Source organism: Burkholderia sp. ABCPW 14 (assembly GCF_001523835.1).
Lineage (GTDB): Bacteria > Pseudomonadota > Gammaproteobacteria > Burkholderiales > Burkholderiaceae > Burkholderia > Burkholderia mayonis.
This window is the reverse complement of sequence record NZ_LOVS01000113.1, coordinates 93,943-115,873: the sequence shown is the minus strand read 5'-3', so window position 1 is coordinate 115,873 and position 21,931 is coordinate 93,943. Positions and strand designations below refer to the sequence as shown.

Annotated in this window: 22 protein-coding genes, 1 other RNA gene, 1 pseudogene and 1 riboswitch; of the genes and pseudogenes, 14 read left to right on the top strand and 10 right to left on the bottom strand. The window is 68.2% G+C overall.

The window, feature by feature from the left end:
• The 3 genes and pseudogenes from WS62_RS34055 to cobA all read left to right on the top strand — a co-directional run.
• A pseudogene (locus WS62_RS34055) lies at positions 1-110 on the top strand (sulfate adenylyltransferase subunit CysD); the annotation flags it as partial.
• 22 nt (positions 111-132) lie between these two features.
• Positions 133-1,449: a sulfate adenylyltransferase subunit 1 gene (locus tag WS62_RS18080; RefSeq protein ID WP_066573407.1), complete on the top strand. Its 1,317-nt coding sequence runs from the start codon at positions 133-135 to the stop codon at positions 1,447-1,449.
• Between the two features lie 59 nt (positions 1,450-1,508).
• On the top strand, positions 1,509-2,285 hold the full coding sequence (cobA, locus tag WS62_RS18075) for a uroporphyrinogen-III C-methyltransferase (protein WP_066573405.1): 777 nt from the start codon (positions 1,509-1,511) through the stop codon (positions 2,283-2,285).
• A 124-nt stretch (positions 2,286-2,409) separates the two neighbouring features.
• On the opposite strand, the gene WS62_RS18070 is transcribed toward cobA, so the two are convergent.
• From WS62_RS18070 to lptF, 3 genes are read right to left on the bottom strand one after another with little or no spacing between them, the layout of a single operon-like run.
• Positions 2,410-2,796 (bottom strand): sirohydrochlorin chelatase, encoded by a 387-nt coding sequence (locus tag WS62_RS18070; protein ID WP_066573430.1) that lies wholly within the window; start codon positions 2,794-2,796, stop codon positions 2,410-2,412.
• Positions 2,797-2,824: 28 nt separating this feature from the next.
• Positions 2,825-3,973, bottom strand: a complete 1,149-nt coding sequence (lptG, locus tag WS62_RS18065; protein WP_066494085.1) for an LPS export ABC transporter permease LptG — start codon at positions 3,971-3,973, stop codon at positions 2,825-2,827.
• Between the two features lie 3 nt (positions 3,974-3,976).
• Entirely contained in the window at positions 3,977-5,074 is a 1,098-nt protein-coding gene (gene lptF, locus WS62_RS18060) for an LPS export ABC transporter permease LptF (RefSeq protein ID WP_066573403.1), read from the bottom strand.
• Between the two features lie 120 nt (positions 5,075-5,194).
• Between lptF and WS62_RS18055 the strand changes: the two genes are divergently transcribed.
• From WS62_RS18055 to WS62_RS18045, 3 genes are read left to right on the top strand one after another with little or no spacing between them, the layout of a single operon-like run.
• Complete coding sequence (locus WS62_RS18055) at positions 5,195-6,706, top strand: leucyl aminopeptidase (RefSeq protein ID WP_066573401.1); 1,512 nt, start codon at positions 5,195-5,197, stop codon at positions 6,704-6,706.
• Between the two features lie 43 nt (positions 6,707-6,749).
• On the top strand, positions 6,750-7,166 hold the full coding sequence (locus WS62_RS18050) for a DNA polymerase III subunit chi (RefSeq protein ID WP_066573398.1): 417 nt from the start codon (positions 6,750-6,752) through the stop codon (positions 7,164-7,166).
• 21 nt (positions 7,167-7,187) lie between these two features.
• A complete protein-coding gene (locus WS62_RS18045) occupies positions 7,188-7,814 on the top strand; it encodes a DUF2486 family protein (protein ID WP_066573396.1) in 627 nt (208 codons plus the stop codon).
• Between the two features lie 130 nt (positions 7,815-7,944).
• Here the strand turns inward: WS62_RS18045 and WS62_RS18040 are convergent, their stop codons facing one another.
• Positions 7,945-8,268, bottom strand: a complete 324-nt coding sequence (locus WS62_RS18040) for a c-type cytochrome (RefSeq protein ID WP_066573393.1) — start codon at positions 8,266-8,268, stop codon at positions 7,945-7,947.
• 205 nt (positions 8,269-8,473) lie between these two features.
• On the bottom strand, positions 8,474-10,147 hold the full coding sequence (gene ilvD / locus WS62_RS18035; RefSeq protein WP_066573391.1) for a dihydroxy-acid dehydratase: 1,674 nt from the start codon (positions 10,145-10,147) through the stop codon (positions 8,474-8,476).
• Between the two features lie 178 nt (positions 10,148-10,325).
• Here ilvD and WS62_RS18030 point away from each other — a divergent pair, with 178 nt between their 5' ends.
• Positions 10,326-11,297, top strand: coding sequence for a LysR substrate-binding domain-containing protein (locus WS62_RS18030; protein ID WP_066573389.1), 972 nt, complete (start codon positions 10,326-10,328; stop codon positions 11,295-11,297).
• A 101-nt stretch (positions 11,298-11,398) separates the two neighbouring features.
• A complete protein-coding gene (gene lgt, locus WS62_RS18025; RefSeq protein ID WP_066573387.1) occupies positions 11,399-12,289 on the top strand; it encodes a prolipoprotein diacylglyceryl transferase in 891 nt (296 codons plus the stop codon).
• Positions 12,290-12,552: 263 nt separating this feature from the next.
• Here lgt and WS62_RS18020 read toward each other — a convergent pair whose 3' ends face one another.
• The 5 genes from WS62_RS18020 to WS62_RS18000 all read right to left on the bottom strand — a co-directional run bounded on the left by WS62_RS18020 (position 12,553) and on the right by WS62_RS18000 (position 14,950).
• A complete protein-coding gene (locus tag WS62_RS18020; protein WP_066573385.1) occupies positions 12,553-13,290 on the bottom strand; it encodes an SIMPL domain-containing protein in 738 nt (245 codons plus the stop codon).
• Between the two features lie 197 nt (positions 13,291-13,487).
• The gene (locus WS62_RS18015) at positions 13,488-13,949 is read right to left on the bottom strand and encodes an EVE domain-containing protein (protein WP_066573383.1); all 462 of its coding nucleotides are present in this window, start codon (positions 13,947-13,949) and stop codon (positions 13,488-13,490) included.
• Between the two features lie 75 nt (positions 13,950-14,024).
• A non-coding RNA gene (ssrS, locus tag WS62_RS18010) (6S RNA) lies at positions 14,025-14,206 on the bottom strand.
• An 82-nt stretch (positions 14,207-14,288) separates the two neighbouring features.
• Entirely contained in the window at positions 14,289-14,603 is a 315-nt protein-coding gene (locus tag WS62_RS18005; RefSeq protein WP_059469217.1) for a cell division protein ZapA, read from the bottom strand.
• The gene (locus tag WS62_RS18000) at positions 14,600-14,950 is read right to left on the bottom strand and encodes an ATPase (RefSeq protein ID WP_066573380.1); all 351 of its coding nucleotides are present in this window, start codon (positions 14,948-14,950) and stop codon (positions 14,600-14,602) included. Before WS62_RS18000 ends, WS62_RS18005 begins: the two co-directional genes overlap by 4 nt.
• Before the next feature lie 203 nt (positions 14,951-15,153).
• A riboswitch (cobalamin riboswitch) is annotated at positions 15,154-15,415 on the top strand.
• Positions 15,416-15,482: 67 nt separating this feature from the next.
• Here WS62_RS18000 and WS62_RS17995 point away from each other — a divergent pair.
• From WS62_RS17995 to cobC, 6 genes are all read left to right on the top strand, one after another.
• The gene (locus WS62_RS17995; RefSeq protein WP_066573377.1) at positions 15,483-17,432 is read left to right on the top strand and encodes a TonB-dependent receptor domain-containing protein; all 1,950 of its coding nucleotides are present in this window, start codon (positions 15,483-15,485) and stop codon (positions 17,430-17,432) included.
• 96 nt (positions 17,433-17,528) lie between these two features.
• Positions 17,529-18,530, top strand: a complete 1,002-nt coding sequence (locus tag WS62_RS17990; protein WP_066573428.1) for a FecCD family ABC transporter permease — start codon at positions 17,529-17,531, stop codon at positions 18,528-18,530.
• A complete protein-coding gene (locus WS62_RS17985; protein WP_066573370.1) occupies positions 18,527-19,360 on the top strand; it encodes an ABC transporter ATP-binding protein in 834 nt (277 codons plus the stop codon). Before WS62_RS17990 ends, WS62_RS17985 begins: the two co-directional genes overlap by 4 nt.
• Before the next feature lie 43 nt (positions 19,361-19,403).
• Positions 19,404-20,459, top strand: coding sequence for a nicotinate-nucleotide--dimethylbenzimidazole phosphoribosyltransferase (cobT, locus tag WS62_RS17980; RefSeq protein WP_066573368.1), 1,056 nt, complete (start codon positions 19,404-19,406; stop codon positions 20,457-20,459).
• A 6-nt stretch (positions 20,460-20,465) separates the two neighbouring features.
• Positions 20,466-21,224, top strand: coding sequence for an adenosylcobinamide-GDP ribazoletransferase (locus WS62_RS17975; protein WP_066573366.1), 759 nt, complete (start codon positions 20,466-20,468; stop codon positions 21,222-21,224).
• On the top strand, positions 21,209-21,793 hold the full coding sequence (gene cobC / locus WS62_RS17970) for an alpha-ribazole phosphatase (RefSeq protein ID WP_066573365.1): 585 nt from the start codon (positions 21,209-21,211) through the stop codon (positions 21,791-21,793). The genes WS62_RS17975 and cobC overlap by 16 nt, the downstream gene beginning before the upstream one ends.
• The last annotated feature ends 138 nt before the right edge of the window (positions 21,794-21,931 follow it).

Genomic DNA, 21,931 nt, shown 5'->3' with positions numbered 1-21,931 from the left:
TCATCGCGGAGACGGCGGTGACCGAGATCACCGAGCGCGGCGCGACGCGGATGGACGATCAGGCGTCCGAAGCCGCGATGGAGCAGCGCAAGAAGCAGGGCTATTTCTGACGCACGCGAGGACATCCACATCATGAGCATCATCGACAACAACGAAGACCTCGGCGTGCTGCGCTTCATCACGGCGGGCAGCGTCGACGACGGCAAGAGCACGCTGATCGGCCGCCTGCTCTATGACAGCAAGGCGGTGCTGTCCGACCAGCTGTCGGCGCTGTCGCGCGCGAAGAACAAGCGTACGGTCGGCGACGAGCTCGATCTCGCGCTGCTGACGGACGGCCTCGAGGCCGAGCGCGAGCAGGGCATCACGATCGACGTCGCGTACCGCTACTTCGCGACCGCGAAGCGCAAGTTCATCATCGCCGACACGCCGGGCCACGAGCAGTACACGCGCAACATGGTGACGGGCGCGTCGACCGCGCACGCGGCGATCATCCTCATCGATGCGACGCGCGTGACGTTCGACGACGGCGCCGCGCAACTGCTGCCGCAGACGAAGCGCCACAGCGCGATCGTCAAGCTGCTCGACCTGCAGCACGTGATCGTCGCGATCAACAAGATGGATCTCGTCGACTACAGCGAGACGCGCTTCAACGAGATTCGCGATGCGTACGTGAAGCTCGCGCAGCAGCTCGGCTTGACCGACGTGCGCTTCGTGCCGGTGTCGGCGCTGAAGGGCGACAACATCGTCGCGGCGAGCGAGCGGATGCCGTGGTACGCGGACGAGCCGCTCCTGAACGTTCTCGAGGCGCTGCCCGTCGAGACGCAGGCGGGCGACGCGCTGCGCTTCCCGGTGCAATGGGTCGCGCGCCAGGACGGCAGCTCGGCCGACGATTTCCGCGGCTACATGGGCCGCATCGAAGCGGGCGAGGTGAAGGTCGGCGACGAGATCGTCGTGCTGCCGTCGAATCGCGACGCGACGGTCGCCGAGATCGTCGCGCCGGTGCCGGGCGGTACGGCGTCGGTCGAGCACGCGTTCGCGGGCCAGACGGTGACGATCCGACTCGCGGAAGACGTCGACGTGTCGCGCGGCGATACGTTCGTGCCGCGCGCGGCGCCCGTCGAGCCGGCGAAGAAGCTCGAGGCGGATCTCTGCTGGTTCGACGAGACGCCGCTGTCGTCGCAACGCAAGTATTTGCTGAAGCAGACGACGAGCACGGTGTTCACGAAGATCGGCGCGGTCAAGCAGGTGCTCGACGTGCACACGCTGTCGCACGCGACCGACCGCCACGATCTGAAGATGAACGACATCGGCCGCGTCGCGCTGACGCTGCAAAAGCCGATCGTCTGCGACACGTACGACGCGCATCCGGGCACGGGTGCGTTCGTGCTGATCGACGAGGCGACCCATCATACGGTCGCAGCGGGTATGATTCGTGCGTTTTCCGCGTGACGTCGCGCGCCGCATCGGCGGCGCCGGCCGGCACACGTGCACGAAGGGGATCGATGCAAATGGGTAAGGTGTATCTGATCGGCGCCGGACCGGGTGCGGCGGACCTCATCACGGTGCGCGGCGCGCGTCTGCTCGGCGAGGCCGATGTCGTGCTGCACGACGCGCTCGTCGAGCCGGCGATGCTCGATTACGCGCCGCGCGCGCGGAAGATCGCGGTCGGCAAGCGCTGCGGGCAGCGCTCGACCGCGCAGCACTTCATCAACAAGCAGATCGTCGACGCGGCACGCGAGCACGCGGTCGTCGTGCGGCTGAAGGGCGGCGATCCGATGCTGTTCGGCCGCGCGGACGAGGAGATGCGCGCGCTCGAAGCGGCGGGCGTCGACTACGAGGTCGTGCCGGGCATCACCGCGGCGCTCGCGAGCGCCGCGACGCTCAAGCGCTCGCTGACGCTGCGCGGCGTCGCGCGCAGTGTCGCGTTTGCGACGAAGAGCCGCGCGCCCGGCAGCGACGAAATCCGCGAGCAGGTGAACGCGGATTCGCTCGTCTACTACATGGGCCGCGACAGCGCGCCCGGGATCGCGCAGCAGCTGATCGACGCGGGCCGCGCGGGCGCGACGCCCGTCGCGATCGTCGAGGCATGCAGCACGCCGCGCGAGCGCACGCTGACGCTCACGCTCGCCGATATGGCGGCGGGCGCGGCGCAAGCGTGGCTCGATCCGGCACAGCCGAGTCTTCTGATGATTGGCGACGCGTTCGCGGAGCGTGTGCGGCGCGCGGGCGACGAATCGGACGAGAACAAGGACGAGAGCAAGGACGGGATGCGCAACGCGGCCTGAAAGCGGCTTGCGCCGCCACGCTGAATCGACGAGAAACAGCAGGCCCAAACGAAACGCCGGCGACGAGCCGGCGTTTTTTTGTGTCACTGCGGCGTCGGCGGCCGCAATCGGAAGCGGGGCGCGGTCAACGCGCGGGATCAGCGCTTTGCTGCAGGCAGTACGCGACGATTGCGTCGAGCACCGCGCCGTCTTCGCCGACGGCCGTCACGCAGCGGATGTCGATGGCCGGATGCGCGGCGCGGCACGCGTCGATCAACTGCGGCAGATCGCGGCGAATGTGGCCGCCCTGGCCGAAGAACACCGGTACCACGGTGATCGTGCCGCAGCCCTGCGCGGCGAGCCCGGCCGTCGCGCCGATCAGCGACGGCTCCATCAATTCGAGGAACGCGAGCACGACGGGCGCATCGGCGCCGCGCGCCGCGCGCAGCTTCGCCGCGAGGCGCTCGAACGGCTCGGCCCAGCGCGCGTCGCGCGCGCCGTGGCCGAAAAGGACGATTCCGTGTTTGTTCATCGCGCCCTCCAATGACGCGCGCACGCGTTCAGTGCCGGTCGACCCACTTCAGCGCGAAGAGGCCGAGCGCCAGATAGATGCAGCCGGGCAGCGCGGCCGTCAGCGGCGCGGGCCACGTGTTCAGCGTGCCGATATGCGAGAACAGCGTGTTGAAGAGCTGGAAGCTCATCCCGAGCATGATCCCGCCGAACACCTTCACGCCGACGACGCCCGCGCGCGTATGCAGATACGCGAACGGCAGCGACAGCACGAGCATCACGAACACCGCGAACGGATACAGCAGCTTGCGCCACAGCGCGATGTCGTAGCGCTGCGTGTCCTGCTGATTTTCCTTCAGATGCTGGATGTAGCGGAACAGGTTGAAGAGCGACATCCGCTCGGGCGACACGAGCAGCACCGACAGGATCTGCGGCGTCAGGTCCGAGCGCAGCGAATACTGCGGCAGCGTAACCTGCTGCGCGCGGTAGACGGGGTTCAGCGCGTCGGCCGGCCGGCTGCCCGCGCCCGACAGGTTCGTGAGCTGCGTGTCGGTGACGTCCGTCAGCAGCCAGTGGCCGGGCGGCTGATAGCGGCCGCGCTTCGCGATCCGCACGTTCTGCAGATTGAACTTCGAATCGAACTCGTAGATCCGCACGTCGCTGATCGTCGAATCGGGCGATAGCTGGCCGACGTTGACGAAGCGCGTGACGGGCTCGCCGTTGTCGCGCGCGGTCAGCGTGTCCTTCACCCAGACGCCCGATGCGAAGTTCGTCGACACCGACGAGCCGAGCGCCTCGAGCCGCACGCGCTCGGACAACTGGTCCGAGTACGGGCCGATGAATTCGCCGATCAGGTAGGTCGCGATGACGATCGGCACGCCGATCTTGATGAGCGAGCGCAGCGCCTGGTTCGTCGCGAGGCCGGACACGCGGAAGATCGTGAACTCGGAGTTCGCGGCCATCTGCGCGAACACGTAGATCGAGCTGATCAGCGCCGCGACCGGGATGATTTCGTAGAAGCGCGACGGCGCCTGCAGCGCGACGCGCAGCACCGCGTAGCCGAACTTGTAGTTGCCGTGGCCGACCGAGTTCAGCTCGCTGATCAGGTCGAAGAAGAAGAACAGTCCGGAGAACGCGAACAACACGAAGACGAACGTGATGTAGATCTGCCGCGCGAAGTACTTCTCGTAGAGGCGCATCAGTCAGACCCCCTGCGAGCGGCCGAACGCGGCGCGCGAGAACAACGGCCTGTTGCGCACGCGCAGCCAGAACAGGAACGCGACGACTCCGGCGACGACGACGTGCAGCCCGATGAGCCCGATGCCGAACGGGAGCTTGCCCCGTTCCATTTGCGATTGGACGACGTTCAGCAGGTTCGAATAGGTGAGGTAGATCAGCACGGCCATCACGAGGTTCACGGTCCGGCCGCGGCGCGGGTTCTGATACGCGAGCGGGATCGCGAGGATCATCAGGTTGATCGCGATGAGCGGCAGCCCGGCGCGCCACGCGAATTCGGCGAGATTCTGGTTGGTCGGATTGCGCAGCAGGTCGATCGTCGACGTGCCCGTCGTCGTCGGCTGGCTGACGATCTGCTTGCTCTGGATCTTCACGCCGTAGCGCTCGAACTCCATGATCTTGAAGTTCGGCTGGCCCGGCACGCCGTCGTAGCGGCGGCCGTTCTCGAGCACGATGAAGCGGTCGCCGTTCTTCATCGTCTCGGTATGGCCCGTCTGCGACACGACGACGTTCACCTTGCCGTGCTCGGTCGTCGTGACGAACACGTTCTGCACCTTGGCCTGGTCGGGCGACATCTTCTCGATGAAGAACACGCGGTTGTTCGCGGCGGACTCGCGGAACTGGCCGGGCGCGAGCAAGGACACCTCGTCGCGCTGCTGGAAGCGCGCCTTGATGAGCTTGCTCTGCTGGTTCGACCACGGCCAGCCGACGAAGGCGAAGAAGGCGATCAGGAGCACGATCGGCGTCGCGAACACGCCGATCGGCTTGATGAGCCGCGTGAGGCTCACGCCGGACGCGAGCCAGACGACCATTTCGGAATCCTTGTACCAGCGCGTGAGCACGAACAGGATCGACACGAACAGCGTGCCGACGAGGATCATCGCGAGATAGCCGATCACGGTGAGGCCGATCAGGACCAGCACGTCCTTCGGGTTCACCTCGCCGGACGCGGCGTAGCCGACGATGCGGATCATCATCGACGTCAGCATGATCGTGAGCAGCACCATGAAAACGGCGCCGGCGGTGTACGCAAGCTCGCGCTGGAGGGAGCGTTCGAAGATCATTATTGATGCGAAGAGGGCGGGAAACAGCGCACGAGTGGGGGGCGCTCACGCCGCACGGGAAAAATAGCGGATAATTGCGGCTTTCATCCTTAGCCCAGATTTTATCCGAGGACAAGCGCGATGGACTTTAGCATAAAAGGCTGTGATTGGAGCAAAGGCACGGCGAACGGCTTCCTGACGGGGAAATCCGACTGCATCGTACTCGGCGTGTTCGAGGCGCAAACCTTGTCCGGCGCGGCGCTCGACATCGACGAAGCGACGAAGGGCCTCGTCTCGCGCGTCATCAAGGCGGGCGACGTGGACGGCAAGCTCGGCAAAACCTTGTTCTTGCACGAGGTTTCGGGCATCGGCGCGTCGCGCGTGCTGCTCGTCGGCCTGGGCAAGCAGGATGCTTTCAGCCAGAAAGCCTACAACGACGCCGTCAAGGCCGCGTGGCGCGCGCTGCTCGGCACGAAGGTGGTCCAGGTCACGTTCACGCTCGCGCAGTTGCCCGTGCCCGAGCGCGCGTCCGACTGGGGCGTGCGCTCGGCGATTCTCGCGCTGCGCAATGAGACGTACAAGTTCTCGCAGATGAAGAGCAAGCCGGACGCGAGCGCGCAGGCGCTCAAGCGTATCGTGTTCAGCGTCGATCCGGCCGACGGCAAGGCGGCGAAGGTCGCCGCGAAGCGGGCCGTCGCGCTCGCGAACGGGATGGACCTGACGCGTGACCTCGGCAACCTGCCGGGCAACGTCTGCACGCCGGCCTACCTCGCGAGCACCGCGAAGAAGCTCGCGAAGGACTGGGGCCTGAAGGTCGACGTGCTGGGCATGAAGCAGGTCCAGGCGCTCAAGATGGGCTCGTTCCTGTCGGTCGCGAAGGGCTCGATCGAGCCGCCGCAATTCATTGTGCTGCAGTATCAGGGCGCGGCCGCGAAGGCGGCGCCCGTCGTGCTCGTCGGCAAGGGCATCACGTTCGACTCGGGCGGCATTTCGCTGAAGCCGGGCGAGGGCATGGACGAGATGAAGTACGACATGTGCGGCGCGGGCTCGGTGCTCGGCACGATCCGCGCGGTCGCCGAAATGGGCCTGAAGATCAACGTCGTCGCGATCGTGCCGACCTGCGAGAACATGCCGGCCGGCAACGCGAACAAGCCGGGCGACATCGTCACGAGCATGAAGGGCCTGACGATCGAGGTGCTCAATACCGACGCGGAAGGGCGCCTCATCCTGTGCGACGCGCTCACGTACGCGGAGCGCTTCAAGCCCGCCGCGGTGATCGACGTCGCGACGCTGACGGGCGCGTGCATCATTGCGCTCGGCCACCACAACACCGGCCTCTTCTCGAAGGACGACGCGCTCGCGGGCGAGCTGCTCGACGCGTCGCGCGAGGCGGGCGATCCGGCGTGGCGCCTGCCGCTCGACGACGAGTATCAGGATCAATTGAAGTCGAACTTCGCGGATCTCGCGAACATCGGCGGCCGCCCGGCAGGCAGCGTGACGGCCGCGTGCTTCCTGTCGCGTTTCGCGGACGGTTATCCGTGGGCGCACCTCGACATCGCGGGCACCGCGTGGAAGAGCGGCGCGGCGAAGGGTGCGACGGGCCGCCCCGTGCCGCTCCTCGCGCAGTTCCTGATCGACCGCGCCGGCGCGTGATGGCGCAGCGTTCGACGACCGGCACGGCGGGGCGCGGCGAGCGATGACGCGGATCGATTTCCATACGAACGTCGGCGATTCGCTCGCGTACGCGTGCCGGCTGCTGCGCAAGGCGTATCAGGCGGGGCAGCCCGTCGTCGTGTGCGCGGAGCCCGCGCGGCTGCGCGCGCTCGACGAGCGTCTGTGGACGTTCTCGCCGCTCGATTTCATTCCGCATTGCGCGATCGACAACGCACACGCGGCGAATACGCCGATCGTGCTGACCGCGGACCTCGAGCGCGCGCCGCATTACCAGATCCTGCTGAACCTGGGCGCGGATGTGCCGACGCAGTTCGCGCGTTTCGATCGCCTGCTCGAATTGGTCGGCAACGCGCCCGACGAGCTCGCGGCCGGGCGCGACCGGTACCGGTTCTACCGCGACCGAGGCTACGCGCTCAACAACCACAAGCAGGGCGGCTAGCCCGAGCGGACGGAGGACAACGTGGTCGAAGCCAACGAATTGTCGATTCCCGTGCTGACCGACGTGCTCGTGCCCGGCAATCCGGCGCTCGCGCGGCAGCCCGTCGCCGAGCACGCGCAGGCGGGCGTGTCGGCCGGTGCCGCGAGCGCGAAGGTCGGCGGCGCGGCGCCCGTCGCACCGTTGCCGTCATCGGAAGCGGCGAGCACGCCGACGCATGCCGAGCCGCCGTTCGTGTCGACGCCGGAGCCGTTCGTGCCCGAACTGCCGACCGCGTATGCCGCACCCGCGACGTACGCGGACGAGCTGCCCGCCGCGCACCCCGCGCCGGATCTTGCGCCGCCCGCTGCGCTGCCGTCGTCGACGCCCGATGCGGCGGACGCCAGGCCGTCGTTCGTCGCGAGCCTCGAAGCGCAGCAGATCGCCGAGCGGCTGAAGAGCCGAATGACCCACTATCTGACGGTGGAAGGGCGCGGCCTCATCGAGGCGCGTTGCCGCGATGCGCTGCAGGACCATGCGGGCTGGCTTGTCGGCCAGATCGCGCGCGAAGTGGCGCTTGCGCTCGAGACCGAGGTCGCCGGTTGGGTGACGGAGGAAGTCGGCGCGGCGCTTGCCCGCCGCAACGAGCCCGGATCGGGCGACATCGCTTGAAGGACGATGGGCGGGCCGACCCGGCTTTCCCGCCGCGCGTCACGCGGCGGTGCGAGGCCTGAGCCGTGCAACCGGAGTCGTTGCGCGCAACCGTGTCACGGGCGCCATCGGCGGCGCCTCTCGATTCGGCTTACTTGAGCGACAGGACCCAATGCGCGAGCGTGCCGGCTTCGGCGCTCGTCAGTTGCGTGTTCGCGGGCATCGGCACGTTGCCCCACACGCCGACGCTGCCCTTGACGATCGTCTGCGCGAGATAGCCGGCGGCGTCGCCGCGCGCTGCATATTTGTCGGCGATCGCGTGGAACGACGGTCCCATCAAAGTCTTGTCGATTGCATGGCATGCCATGCAGTTCTTGTGTTGCGCGAGCGTGAGCCCATCGGCCTGCTGGGCATGCGCATGTGCGGCCGCAGCAACGAGCGCGATTGCCATCAGGCGCAAGGTCGTTCTGTTCATGCTGGTCTCCGCCGGAACAGCGTCCGGCTTGGCGGTGCGCGCATTATAAGAGGAAAGGGGGCGCGAGTATGTCGCGCCCCCTTCGTCGTCTTGTTGCTTTTTGTCGCGTCGCCGTCGCGCCGTTGCGCCGCCACGGCTTCGCGATGCGAGGTGCATCGCGCGCCGGGCGCACGCGCCGGACCCCGGTCCGGCGTGCGTACGCGCGTCAGCCCGTCACCGCGCCCTTGTTCGCCGGGCGGGCGAGCGCCGCATACTTCGCGAGCACGCCGCGCGTGTAACGCGGCGTCGGCTGCTTCCACGCGGCGCGGCGGCGCGCCAGCTCGGCGTCGTCGACGTTCAATTGCAGCAGCAGCTTGTGCGCGTCGATCGTGATCGAGTCGCCTTCCTGAACGAGCGCGATCGTGCCGCCGGCGAACGCTTCCGGCGCGACGTGGCCGACCACCATCCCCCACGTGCCGCCCGAGAAGCGGCCGTCGGTGATGAGGCCGACCGATTCGCCGAGGCCCTTGCCGATGATCGCCGATGTCGGCGCGAGCATTTCCGGCATCCCCGGGCCGCCTTGCGGGCCGAGGTAGCGCAGCACGACGACGTCGCCCGCGCCGATCTTGTCGTCGAGGATCGCCTGCAGCGCGCTCTGCTCGTCGTCGAACACGCGGGCCGGGCCGGTGATGACCGGGTTCTTCAGGCCGGTGATCTTTGCCACCGCGCCGTCTTCGGCGAGGTTGCCCTTCAGGATCGCGAGGTGGCCTTCCTTGTACAGCGCGTCGGCGATCGGGTAGATCACCTTCTGGTCGGCGCGCGGCACGCTCGGCACGTCCTTCAGCTCTTCGGCCATCGTGCGGCCCGTGATCGTCACGCAATCGCCGTGCAGCAGGCCCGCGTCGAGCAGGATCTTCATCACTTGCGGAATGCCGCCCGCCGCGTGCAGATCGGTCGCGACATACTGGCCCGACGGCTTCAGGTCGCAGATCACCGGCACGCGCTTGCGGATGCGTTCGAAGTCTTCGATCGACCAGTCGATCTCGGCCGCGTGCGCGATCGCGAGATAGTGCAGCACCGCGTTCGTCGAGCCGCCCGTCGCCATGATCACCGACACCGCGTTCTCGATCGACTTCTTCGTGATGATGTCGCGCGGCTTCAGGTCCTTCTTCACCGCTTCGACGAGCACGCGCGCCGATTCGGCGGCCGAGTCGACCTTTTCCTGATCGGGATTCGCCATCGTCGACGAATACAGCAGCGACATGCCGAGCGCCTCGAACGACGAGCTCATCGTGTTCGCGGTGTACATCCCGCCGCACGAGCCCGTCGTCGGGCACGCGTTCTTTTCGACCCCTTCGAAATCTTCCTGCGACATGCGTCCCGCGGTGAACTCGCCGACCGCCTCGAACGACGACACGATCGTCAGGTCCTTGCCCTTCCAGTGGCCCGGGCGGATCGTGCCGCCGTACACGTAGATGCCCGGCACGTTGATCCGCGCGAGCGCGATCATGCCGCCCGGCATGTTCTTGTCGCAGCCGCCCACGACGACGACGCCGTCCATCCACTGGCCCTGCACGCAGGTCTCGATACAGTCGGCGATCACTTCGCGCGACACGAGCGAATACTTCATCCCTTCGGTGCCCATCGACATGCCGTCCGAGATCGTCGGCGTGCCGAAGATCTGCGGGTTCGCGCCGGCCGCCTTCACGGCCGCGACCGCGGCGTCCGACAGGCGCTGCAGGCCGGCGTTGCACGGCGTGATCGTCGAGTGGCCATTCGCGATGCCGATCATCGGCTTGTCGAAATCGTCCTTTTGATAGCCGAGCGCGTAATACATCGAGCGGTTCGGCGAACGGGCCACGCCTTGCGTGATGTTCTTCGAGCGGCGGTTGTACGACATGGGGGACTCCATCTATCGACTGGTTGACTGTGGGGCGGCGCGGCGCGCTGCATCGGCGCAGTCCGGCTCAGGTGGGCAAGAATGCAGTTTCTCTTAGGGAATGTCCAATATATTATTCATCATCCATTAGGTCGCTATACATATTAATCCGCGTGTCGAAGCGAGTGAGGAGCGTGATTTGACCCCCGATCTACGTCAATGGCGCTATTTCGTGGCCGTCGCCGACGAGCGGCACTTCGGCCGCGCCGCCGAGCGCCTGTCGATGACGCAGCCGCCGCTGTCGCAGGCGATCCGCGCGCTCGAGGACGCGCTCGGCGTCGCGCTGTTCGCGCGCACGAAGCGCTCGGTCGAGCTGACCGCGGTCGGCGCGGCGCTGTTGCCCGACGTGCGGCGGCTGATCGCCGCCGCCGACGCGCTGCCGCCGCTCGCGCAGAGCCTCGCGCGCGGCGAGGCGGGATCGCTCGCGCTCGCGTTCGTTTCGACGGCCGATTACGGGCTCTTGCCGCAGTTGCTGCGCGAGTTCGGCGCGCGCTATCCGCACGTGCGGCTGCAACTGACCGAGGCGACGAGCGACGTGCAGCTCGAGGAGCTCGTCGCGGGCCGCATCGACGCCGGGCTCGTGATTCCGCCCGTGCCGCCGAGGCATGCGGCGTCGCTGTCGTATCTGCCCGTGCTGCGCGAGCCGCTCGTCGTCGCGATGCCGGCCGACGCCGCCGAGGCGGCGGACGACACGCCCGTGCGGATCGCCGATATCGCGTCGCTGCCGCTCGTCGTCTTCCCGCGTCGTTTGGCGCCCGGCTTTTATGACATCATTACGGGCTGCTACGGCGCGGCGGGCGTCGCACCGCGCATCGGCCAGGAGGCGATCCAGATGCAGACGATCGTCAGCCTCGTGTCCGCGGGCATGGGCGTCGCACTCGTGCCGCAATCGCTGCGTAACCTGCGGCGCACGGGTGTCGTCTACCGCGCGCTCGCCGGCGCGGCGCCCGTCGTCGAGACAGGCCTCGTGTGGCGCACGGACGACGTGAGCCCCGTGCTCGCGGGCTTCATCGACGTCGTGCGCGGCGATGCGCGGCGTGCTTCGCCGCTCGGCACGCCGCCCGACGCGGTCGACCGGCCGGGTTCGGGCACGCGCGCGACGCGGCCGTGAACGTTCGCGCGGCGCGCCCGTCGAACCGCGGTCGCGGCATGCGCGTCGTCGTTGTCGTCGCCGTGCGAGCCGCATCGATTCAGAACCTTCAACGCTAACTCATGATCACTCATCCGAATTTCGATCCCGTCGCGATTCACCTCGGCCCGCTCGCCGTGCGCTGGTACGGGCTCATGTATCTCATCGGCTTCATCCTCGCGATCGTCGTCGGCCGGCTGCGTCTCAAGCTGCCGCACGTCGCCGCGCAGGGATGGACCGCGAAGGACATCGACGACATGATGTTCTACGGCGTGCTCGGCGTCGTGCTGGGCGGCCGGCTCGGCTACGTGCTGTTCTACAAGGCCGGGTATTACTTCACGCATCCGCTCGACGTCTTCAGGGTATGGGAAGGCGGGATGTCGTTCCACGGCGGCTTCCTCGGTGTCACGTTGGCGATGATGCTGTTCGCGTGGCAGCGCAAGCGGCACTGGCTCGAAGTGACGGACTTCGTCGCGCCGATGGTGCCGACGGGGCTCGCGGCCGGGCGTCTCGGCAACTTCATCAACGGCGAGCTGTGGGGCCGCGTGACGAGCCCCGACGCACCGTGGGCGATGCTGTTCCCAGGCGCATCGCGCGACGATGCCGCGTGGCTCGCCGCGCACCAGGATCTCGCGGCGAAGTGGAATCTGAACGAGGTGTTCCTGTCGCACCAGATGCTGCCGCGCCATCCGTCGCAGCTTTACGAAATCGCGCTCGAAGGCATCGCGCTCTTCTTCGTGCTGTGGTTCTTCTCGCGCAAGCCGCGACCGATGGGCGCGATCTCGGCGCTCTTCCTGATCGGCTACGGTCTCGCGCGCTTCACGGTCGAATTCGCACGCGAGCCGGACGATTTTCTCGGCCTGCTGACGTTCGGTCTGTCGATGGGGCAGTGGCTGTCGCTGCCGATGATCATCGCGGGCGTGCTGATGATGATCTGGGCGTATCGGCGCGGCGGCGCAGCCAAGCCGGCCTGAGTGCCGCGTCCGGCGGCCGCGGTTGCGCGATCGCCGGGCGTGCGTGGGCAGGCGGGTTGTGCGTATGCCGATTGCGACGCAAGACGCAGGGGCACGTGGTGCGCGATCGCACATGCACGCAATGTGCGGCACATGATCGCAAGCGCAAGGCACCGCGCGCGGCCTGCGACATGGCGCCGCAAACCGCGACATGTGCAATACGCAAAAAAAACGCCGGCGACGAGCCGGCGTTTTTTTCGACCGCATGCGGCGCGCCGCCGCCGTCACTTCATCTGCACCGAGCCGTTCACGTTGACGGTCACGGTCGTCTTGCCGCCCTCGACGGCGATCGGCGCGCTGACCTTCGCGCTGTCCATCGCGGGCGCGGCCATCGCGAACATCCGCGGATACGGCTGCACGTTGCGACCGCTGCCGACGTTCACGTCGCGGATCGAATAGCTGTTGTAGCCGAACGCGCGCGTCGCCTCCTCGGCGCGTGCGCGAAACGCCTTGATCGCTTCCGTCGTGAGCTTCTGCTCGGCCGCGCGCTGCGCTTCGGGCGACAGCGAGAACGCGACGTTGCCCACCTGCATCATCGGATTCAACTGGCCGGCGAGCTTCGATGCGGCCGCGAAGTCGTGCGATTCGAGCACGACCTCGGTGCGGCCGCGCCAGGCGGAGATCTTGCCGTCGCGGTCGACGCTCGGCGACACCGAGAATTCGCCCGTGCGGGCCGTGACGCCCGTGACGCCGCGCGCCTGCGCGAGCGCCGCGTCCGCGCGCTTGTTGAGCTCGGCGGTCAGGGTGCCCGGGTCTTTTGCCTGCTGTTCGTAGAACAGCGTGATGTCGACGACGTCCTGCGGGACGTCGGTGCTTGCCTGCGCGGACAGCGACAGCACGCCCGCAGGCGGCTGCATCTGGCCCATGCTTTGCGCGCGTGCGGCGGACGGCGCGAGCGCCAGTGCGATCGGCAGCGCCGCCGCGAGCGTGACGGCAACGGCTAGAGCGGATTTTTTCGTCATTGTTGACTCCTTGAGCGTAAGCGCGCACGCAACATGCGGCGTGCGGGGCGCGGACGGACGCCGCGCTTCTTTCGAAACGCCCGGCGGACGCGGCACTGCATCCGTCGAGCGCCCGTTAGGCCGTCGAAAGCGGGCCGAGGTTCCGGCCGGCGCGGCTTCGCGCGCCGTGTCTGACGATGTTTGACGTGGCCGCCGCGTCACTTCATCAGGCGCTTCGTGATGAAGCGCCATTCATCCGGCGTGACGGGCGTGATCGACAGCCGGTTGCCCTTCGCGAGCACGCGCATGTCGGCGAGCGCGTCGTGTTCGCGCAATGCGGCGAGCGGAATGAGCGGCGCCTTCTTGACGAAGCGCACGTCGACGAGCACCCAGCGCGGCGTTTCCTGCGTCGATTTCGGGTCGTGGTACGGACTTTGCGGATCGAACTGCGTCGGATCGGGGTAGGGCGTCGAGCACACCTCCGCGAGCCCCGCGATGCCGGGCTCGGGACAGCTCGAATGGTAGAACAGCACGCCGTCGCCGATCTGCATCGTGTCGCGCATGAAGTTGCGCGCCTGATAGTTGCGCACGCCGGTCCATGGCAGGATCTGGTCGGAGGCGGCGGCGAGGTCGTCGATGCTCGCCTCGTCCGGTTCGGATTTCATCAGCCAGTAGCGCATGGATCGGAATGACTCGACGCAATGAAAAGGCAGCACAAAAGAAAACGGCATCGGGGCTTGCCCGATGCCGTCGAATAGGCCCCCGCCTTAGCCGCTAGGCCGGCATCCTGAACCTGAGGTTCAGAATTGGTCGCAGTTAGCAGCACTTCGGGTACATCAGACAGAGTGACGCGCGCGCCCGTGCTACAAATTTCCGCAACCGTGCACATGGCATTGGTTCAAGGAATATATGACCTTGGCGAACCAGGCAGGGAAGCTGACTTAACTGTTCGAATCACCTTTGAATTCAGCAGCTTGACCACGATGGATCAAGCATGGGCCGAACCCGGTGAAACTTGCTTACTGCACCTCGTGCTGTGCGAGCACTGCACCGAGTTGTTCATTCATTTGGCGCATTGTACGCCGGATTTCTTCCGCAGGGAACGCTTCTCCGTGACGCACGCTCTGTTGCAGCCTCAGCAACTCCGACGCGAGCGACAGCGCTGCCATCACGGCGATGCGATCGGTGCCGCGCACCGAGCTGTTCGCGCGGATCTTCGACATTTCCGCGTCGACGCGCGCGACCGCTTCGAGGAGCGCCGCTTCGGTTTCGGGCGAGCAGGCGAGACGATACGCCTGGCCGAGAATCGACACTTCGATCTGCTTGGCGCTCATGCATGTTCTCCGTGGCCCGTCGTGCCTTCGCCTTCCTCGCTCGCGTGCGGCGCGAGCAGGTCGAGCTGGTTTTCCGCATCCGGCACACTTTTCGTGCGCGGCAATTTTTCAAGGATTGCGTTGAGCTTCACCTGCGCGTCGTCGATCTTCGCCGACAGCGTGTCGCGTTCCGCCGCGAGCGCGTTGCGCTCGTCGCGTAGTTGCTCGAGTTCCGCGCGCAGCGTTTCCGCTTCCGTGCGCAATTGCGCGACCTGCTCCTCGAGCGCGAGCCGTTCCGCTTGATGGCGTTGATTCAGCGCGATCAGGCGGCCAATGTTTTGAGATAGGGTTTCGAGTTCGTTGAGCATCTGCTGCGTCCTCTAAAGACCGAACATTTTAGCGCGGAATAAGCGACATTCCGATATCTGTAACGTTTCTAGACGTAACACCCCCGCTTCTCGCCGCGAAATCGTCTTCGCCGTTCGTTGATGGCGATCTGTTTATCGGCATGCGCGGCGAGGTTTCTTGCGCTGCGTCGTCGCGTTTCCTTGACGCTGCCGCGCGCGCGCTCCTAAACTGGCGCCGCCTCGGTGCTCGCGCGCTTCGCGCGCGGTTAAACGGGAAGCAGGGCGCGACGTCCGCCAGGACCGAGCCAACCTGCGCTGCCCCCGCAACGGTAAGCGATCGCATCGGTTCCGATGCAAGCCGCACTCTCGATGCGTCGGCCCGGCCTCCTCGGCCGGCCGCCGACACTGTGCCACTGCGCTTCGCGCGCGGGAAGGCGAGGCGGTGACGTCGTCAGCCCGGATACCGGCCAAGGCGGGGAGACGGGCGAGCCCGTCTCCGTGATGCGGGGCCTGCGGGGAAGCGGGCCCCGCAGTGGCTCAACAGGATGCCTTCATGCAAATCCCTCTCGCCCGCGCAGCGCTCGCCGCTCTGTCCGGGCTGCCGTGCGTCGCGCTCGCGCAAGGCGACGCGTCCCTTGCGTCTTCGTTGTCTTCTCCGTTTTCTTCGTCCGCTTCTTCCGTCTTGCCTGCGTCGCCCTCGGCTTCCGCGTCTTCTGCTTCTTCCGCATCGGCTTTCGCCGCGCAGCTCGCGCCGATCGTCGTCACCGCGCAGCGCGGGCCGCAGACGCTCGCCGACGCGATCCCGCAAACGACGCTCTTCGATGCGCAGGACATTGCCGACAGCGGCGCGACCGATCTGCCCGGCCTGCTCGCGCTCGCGCCCGGCGCGCAGATCGTGCGCAACGGCGGGCCGGGCGCAAGCGCAAGCCTCTTTCTGCGCGGCGCACAGCCGACGCAATCGCTCGTGCTTATCGACGGCGTGCGTGTCGATTCGGCGAGCCTCGGGCAGGCGCAGATCAGCCAGTTGCCGCTCGACCAGATCGAGCGCGTCGAAGTGGTGAACGGCAACGTGTCGTCGCTGTATGGGTCCGGTGCCATCGGCGGCGTCGTGCAGGTGTTCACGAAGCGCGGCGGCAATCATCCGCCGCGCTTCGATTTCTCGGCGAGCTACGGCAGCTATCACGCGCAGATGCAGAGCGCAGGCGTGTCGGGCCGGCTCGGCCAGGATGGAAAGACGACGTTCAGCGTGTCGCTCGCGCGCTTGAAGACCGATGGATTCTCGTCGCTCGATCCCGCGCTCAAGCCGCAGGCGAATCCGAACGCGAACGGCTATCTGAACGAGAGCGCGTCCGCTTCGCTCAGGCACGCGTTCAGCGACAAGTGGGATGCGGGCGTCACGTACTTCCAGGCGAACGGCAAGAACAGCTTCGACGACGCATTTGGCTTGCCGACCGATCTGAACGATCTGTACAGCCGGGTCCAGCAGGTGTCCGCGTTCGCGAACGGCCAGCTCACCGGCTGGTGGACGACGCGCGTGAACGTGTCGAGCGGCAAGGACCGCAGCCAGTCGGCGCTGAACGGCGCGTACACCGACCACTTCGACACCGACAACCGCCAGTACACGTGGCAGAACGATTTCACGATCGCGCGCGGCCACAAGATCCAGGCGGGCTACGAGCGGCTCGACCAGTCGTTCGGATCGAACGTGTTCGCCGCACCCGAGCGCCACGTGAATTCCGGCTGGCTCGGCTATACCGGGCGCATCGGCGACAGCCAGTTCCAGGCGAACGTGCGCCGCGACCAGTACTCCGATTTCGGCGGCGCGAACAGCTACTATCTCGGCTACGGGCTCGACGTCACCGAGCGCTGGAAGGTGTCCGCGAGCTATTCGAGCGCGTTTCGCGCGCCGAGCTTCAACGATCTGTACTATCCGAACGCAGGCAATCCGTCGATCCGGCCCGAGCGCAGCCATTCGATCGAGGCGGCCGTGCAGTATGCGTCGGATGCGGTGGGCGTCGTGCGCGTCACTGCGTTCCAGACGCGCTACACGAACCTGATCGACTATCGGCCCGCCGCGAGCGGGCCCTACTATGTCGCGCAGAACGTCGGCCGCGCGAAAGTGCAGGGCGTCGAGGGTTCGTGGCAGGGGCATGTCGGCAAGACCGACGTGCGGGTCGCGGCGACGCTGCAGAACCCGACCGACGAAACCGCCGGCCAGGATCTGAACCGGCGCGCGCGGCGCTTCGCGTCGGTCTCGGCGAATCGCCCGTTCGGCGGCTGGCGCGTCGGCGGGGAATGGCTCGTGAGCGGACCGCGCGACGATTACGGCAACCGCCTCGGCGGATACGGGATCGTCAATCTGTCGGCGCGCTACGACATCACGAAGTCGTGGTACGTGAGCGCGCGCATCGACAATCTGTTCGACAAGGACTACGAGCTTGCATATGCGTACAACACGCCGCGCCGCGGCGCCTATGTCACGCTCGGCTGGCAGCAGCGCTGACGGCCGGTCGCGGCGTCGGCGCAGTCTGGGCCGTTCGCGGCGGTCGTGCCTTCGCGCGCGGGAGGCGACATGAGAGCCGATGCGCGCGGCGCCGGCATGCACGCGGCGCGCGCAGCCGCGATCTGGGCCGCGCTCGCGCTCGTCGCGTGCACGGCGTTCGTCGCGTCGCTCACGCTCGGCAGCGTGCCGATGACGCCGCTCGACGCGCTCGCGGCGCTCGTTCATCGCGCGAGCGCCGATCCGCTCGCGGCCGACATCGTCCGCACGCTGAGGCTGCCGCGCGCGCTCGCCGGCTTCGGCTGCGGCGCGCTCCTCGCGCTCGCGGGCGCGCTGCTGCAGGTGCTGCTGCGCAATCCGCTCGCCGAGCCGTACGTGCTCGGCGTGTCGGGCGGCGCGGCCGCGTTCGCGCTCGTCGCGATGATCGCGGGCGGCGCGTGGTGGCTCGTCGATGCGGCATCGTTCGCCGGCGCGCTCGTGTCAATCGCGTTCGTGCTCGGGCTCGCGCGCCGCGAGCTGTGGCGCGGCGAGCCGCGCGACGCGTCGCCGCGGCTGCTGCTCACGGGCGTCGTGGTATCGGCAGGGTGGTTCGCGCTGATCACGCTGATGCTGTCGATCGCGCCCGAGGAGCGGCTGCGCGGCATTCTGTTCTGGCTGTCGGGCGACTTGAGCGGCGCGGCGTCGCCGTGGTTCGCGCTGGCGGCGCTCGTCGTCGCCGCGCTCGCCGCATTGCCGGCCGCGCCGCAATTGAACGTGCTGCTGCGCGGCGACGCGGCGGCGGCCGCGCTCGGCGTGCCGGTCGCGCGGTTGCGGCTGCGCATCTATCTGATCGCGTCGCTCGCGGCGGCCGCGGCCGTCACGACGGCGGGCACGATCGGCTTCGTCGGCCTCGTCGTGCCGCATGCGCTGCGGCTCGCGTTCGGCAACGATCAGCGGATGCTATTGCCCGCGACGATGCTCGCGGGCGGCGCCGGCGTGATGGCCGCGGACTTGCTCGCGCGCACGGCGATCGCGCCCGCGCAGTTGCCGGTCGGCGTGATGACTGCGCTGATCGGCGTGCCGCTCTTCCTGTGGATGCTGCTGCGGAGGGCTTCGCGATGACGACGCACGGCGCGCCGACGGCGCGCTCCGCCCGCTACGGCACGCGGCGTCTCGCGCTGAAGGCGGGCGCGCGCACGCTGCTCGACGATTTCACGCACACGTTCTATCCGGACGAGCTGTGGTGCATCGCCGGGCCGAACGGCGCGGGCAAGACGACGCTGATCACGACGCTCGCGGGGCTCGCGAAGCCCGCGGCCGGACACGTCGAGGCAGACGGCGCGCCGCTCGCCGATTGGCGGCCCGAAGCGCTCGCGCGGCGACGCGCGCTGATGGCGCAGACGCTGCACGATGCGTTCAGCGCGAGCGTGTTCGACACGGTGCTGCTCGGCCGCTTCCCGCATTTGACCGGCTGGGGCTGGGAGCGTCCCGACGATCGCGCTGCCGCGCACGCGGCGCTCGAGCGGCTCGGACTCGAATCGTTTGCCGCGCGCGACGTGCTGTCGCTGTCGGGCGGCGAGCGGCAGCGCGTCGCGCTTGCCGCCGCGCTGTGCCAGGATGCGCCGCTGCTGCTGCTCGACGAGCCGCTCGCGCACCTGGACCTGCATCATCAGATCGACTGCCTCGCCGCGCTTGCCGACTGGCTGCGCGCGGGCGAGCGCACGGCGATCTTCTCGTGCCACGACCTGAATCTCGCGCGCCGTTTCGCGACGCACGCGCTGCTGCTCGACGGCGACGGCGCCGCGCACGCGGGCCCGGTGCGCGACGTGCTGACGCCCGAGTTCGCGAGCCGCGCGTTCGGCTATCCGCTCGTGCTGATCGAGCGCGACGGCCACGAGGCGCTCGTGCCCGCGTGGCCCGACGCGCGCGGCGGCCGCAACCGCATCACCTGATCGACGTGCATCACGCGACCTTTTCCATTCACAAGACGAACCGATGACCTCCACCTTCTCCCTGCCGCACGTCGACCCGCTCGACGACGCCGAACTGCGCGCGACGCTCGCACGCATCATCGATCACAAGACGAAGCCGCCCGGCAGTCTCGGCCGTCTCGAAGCGCTCGCGCTGCGGCTCGGCCTGATCCAGCGCACGACCGCGCCGAGCATCGTGCGTCCCGCGATGATCGTGTTCGCGGGCGACCACGGGATCGCCGCCGAAGGCGTGAGCCCGTATCCGCAGGCGGTGACCGCGCAGATGGTCGCGAACTTCGTTGCGGGCGGCGCGGCGATCAACGCGTTTTCGGGCGTCGCGGGCCTGACGCTCGAGATCGTCGATGCGGGCGTCGCGTCGCCGTTGCCCGAGTCGCCGCTGATCGTCGGCGCGGCGATCGCGCGCGGCACGCGCAACTTCGCGCACGAGCGCGCGATGTCGCGCGACGAAGCGTTCGCCGCGCTCGCCGCGGGCGCCGCACGCGTGCGGCATCACGCGGCGCTCGGCACCAACGTGATCGGCTTCGGCGAGATGGGGATCGCGAACACGTCGCCCGCCGCGTGCGTGATGAGCCGCCTGCTGAACGTGCCGCTCGACGCATGCGTCGGGCGCGGCACGGGCCTCGACGACGCGGGGCTCGCGCACAAGCGCGCGGTGCTCGAACGCGCGCTCGCGCGCCACGCCGACGCGATCGAGCCGCTCGACGTGCTCGCGACGTTCGGCGGCTTCGAGATCGCGATGATGGCGGGCGCGTTCATCGAAGCGGCGCGCGCGCGGATGACGATTCTCGTCGACGGCTTCATCGCGACGTCGGCGCTCCTCGTCGCCGATGCGCTTGCGCCTGCGGTACGCGACTACTGCGTGTTCTCGCACGTGTCGAACGAAGCGGGGCATCGGCGCATGCTCGATCATTTCGGCGGCGAGCCGCTCCTTGCGCTCGACCTGCGTCTCGGCGAAGGCACGGGCGCCGCGCTCGCGCTGCCGCTCGTGCGTGCGGCGGCCGCGTTCGTCAACGAAATGGCGAGCTTCGAGTCGGCGGGCGTCGCGAACCGGGATGCGTGACGCGCGATGAATCCGCTCGCCGAACTGCGCTACTTCGTCGTCGCGCTCGGGTACTTCACGCGCGTGCCGGTGCCGCGCGCGATCAGCGGCGCCGCCGTCGATCTCGCGCACGCGGCGCGTTATTTTCCGCTCGTCGGCGTGTGCGTCGGCGCGCTCGCGGCGGCCGTGCATCTCGCCGCGTCGCGCGTGTGGCCGACGGGCGTCGCGGCGCTGCTGTCGATCGCGGCGACGCTCGTCGCGACGGGCGCGCTGCACGAGGACGGCCTCGCCGACAGTTGCGACGCATTCGGCGGCGGCTACACGCGCGACGACGTGCTGCGGATCATGCGCGATTCGCGAATCGGCACGTTCGGCGCGGCGGCGCTCGTCGTCGCGCTTGCGCTGAAGTGGCAGACGCTCGCCGCGATGCCGCCGATGCGGGCCGCCTGGACGATGATCGCCGCGCATGCGGCGAGCCGCACGCTCGCCGCGAGCTTGCTCGTCACGCTCGACTACGCGCGCGCCGAAGGCAAGGCGCAGCCGGTCGCCCATCGAATGAGCGCGAGCGCGTTGATGTTCGCGGCCGCGTTCGGCCTGCCGTGGCTGTTCTGGCCGGACTGGCGCGCGGGCGCGCTCGCGCTTGCGGTGACGCTCGCGCTGCGCGCGTGCATCGCGCGTTATCTCGACAGGCGCATCGGCGGCTACACCGGCGATTGCCTCGGCTTCGCGCAGCAGGTGTTCGAGCTCGCGATCTATCTGGTGATGCTCGGATGGATCTCGTCCTGATTCGCCATCCGGCCGTCGCCGTCGAAGCGGGCGTCTGCTACGGCAGCAGCGACGTGCCGCTCGCGGCCGACGCGGCGATGGGCGCGGCCGACGTGCTGCGCCGGGTCCGCGCGCTCGACGCGGGCATTGCGCGCCACGTGTGGTCGAGTCCGCTCGCGCGCTGCGCGGACGTCGCGCGCGTGCTCGCGCGCGAGGCGGGCGCAACGCTCGAATGCGATTCGCGCTTGCGCGAGATCGATTTCGGCGCGTGGGAGCTGAAGCGCTGGGAGGCGATCGGCCGTGACGCGCTCGATCGATGGAGCGCCGATCTGATGCATGCGCGCGAGCACGGCGGGGAGAGCGCCGCGCAGTTCGTCGCGCGCGTGCGGCCGGCGCTTGCGGCGTTCGCTGCTTCGGGGCGGGCGGGCTGGGTCGTCACGCATGCGGGCGTGATGCGCGCGCTGGCGGCGCATGCGCTCGACGCGTCGCTCGAAACGATGCTCGCGCGGCCGATCGCGATGGGCGGCATCGTGTGGCTCCGACGCGGCGGCGATGCGGGCGGCTGGCGGCTCGTTCATTGGGACGCGTGATTCGACGGCGATTCCGCGCGTTCGAGGCGACGCTTGCATGAAGGTGCGCTGGCGCGCGTCGTTGCATGACGCGCGTTCGAACGACGAAGATCGCGAGATGCCGTGCGCGCACGAAGCGTGGGTGCTTCGAATCCGGGC